The following is a 1415-nucleotide window of genomic DNA, read 5'->3' as shown; positions in this document are numbered from 1 at the left end:
ATGAACTTCTTCCTGGTCCTGCACAGAACTTAGCGCGCTCACGGTTGCGAGCGGCAGACCTGCCGCATCGCAATTGTAGAGCATGATGCTCAGATTCGATCGCTCATGCGGCTGCAGGTCGAGATAGCGTTCAAGCAGTGCGCGAATCTGTCTTGCGGCCTCTGATGGATCGACATCTGTGGTCGCCTCGGATGGATCGCGGACCGGCCGCTCGACCAGACTGTAGTCGTTGACCGTACTTGTTTCCGTGAGCAGGACGGGTTCGCTGCCCTCATAGCCGACGGCCACTTCAGGATAGAGCGGATGGCTGAGTTCGTCGCGGAGATCGCTGAAAAACAGACGCGAGTCGCCGAAGTTCAAATCGACATCCGACAAGAGATAGTCGGCTAAGCCAGCGACCGAACGCATTTTGGCCGCGACACCAGCCAGGCGTAGGGGATGCCAAGGTGCGACAATGGCTGACGGAGCGCTTCCAAGCACTTCGATCGTCCCGATCCGCAGCACCGGCGCGCAGATATCGCGGCGGTTAAGATCACCTATGGCATTCTTGATCAGACTGTTCAGCAGGGCGCCGTAGGCGTCAGCCTGCGCGACAATGGTGGCAGACGCGTACCCGGACGACTGCAGTGATGTAAGCGCGTCGGTATACAAGGCGGCAAATTGCTTCCACGCCGCAGCAATGTCGTCAGCGCCGGCCTGTGTGATCCGGCCGGCGTCCCTTGCATCCTTCAAGAGTTTTGGGAAGAGCTTCGCAAGGTCGATACCGGTGTTCGTTCGTGGGATAAGCGTTCCGGCATCCTGCCCGAAGGCTGGTTGCAGCGTTCCCGTATCGGTGAGAGATACCGACTGGAGTGCGCCCTTTCGGCTGACCGAGAGGCGCGCGACGCTGCTGCGCCCAAGCGGGCGCTTGATGAGGCGGCCGAGGTCCTTCGGCAGTTCCAGACCGATGGCGGGTGGTTGCCCGGTCCACACGAGCTGAACGGTTGCCCGCTCCCGTCCGGCTGTTAGCGCCACATCGAATTTGATCTGCAAGGCGCTTCGCGCCGTCGACTCGTTTCGCCGGTACTTTTTTTGACGCGCTTTCGCGCGATCGAGCAGTTCTTCGTAGCTAAAGAGATGGGGCACGTCCCATTCGACGGCTGCGCCGAGAAGCGCGGGCAACCCTCTGTAGCGCAGGCCGAAATACAGGCCAACGTCAGCATTGAGGTCGAGCCACTGGTTACGCGATCGCCGGGCCGACTTAATGCTCAATTTACGGGACCCACCTCCGAGGTTCACCTGGCCAAAGAGACGTTCAATGACTCGCAGCAGGCCTTCAAGGAAATCGGTGCATTCGATCGGGCGACCGAAGACGAAGCGCTCCCACTTGACTCGTAGAGCTTTGTCTTGCCCCAGATCATCCCTGTGCCTGTCTC

Annotated in this window: 1 protein-coding gene; it reads right to left on the bottom strand. The window is 60.0% G+C overall.

What is annotated here, in order from left to right:
- Window positions 1–1415, bottom strand: a 1415-nt coding sequence (locus EOA29_RS36445) for a hypothetical protein (RefSeq protein ID WP_210213225.1), incomplete at both ends; no start/stop codon positions are given.

This window comes from Mesorhizobium sp. M1E.F.Ca.ET.063.01.1.1, from assembly GCF_003998155.1.
Classification (GTDB): Bacteria; Pseudomonadota; Alphaproteobacteria; order Rhizobiales; family Rhizobiaceae; genus Mesorhizobium.
Note: the sequence above shows the minus strand (reverse complement) of the source record. Positions and strands in the feature narration are given on the sequence as shown.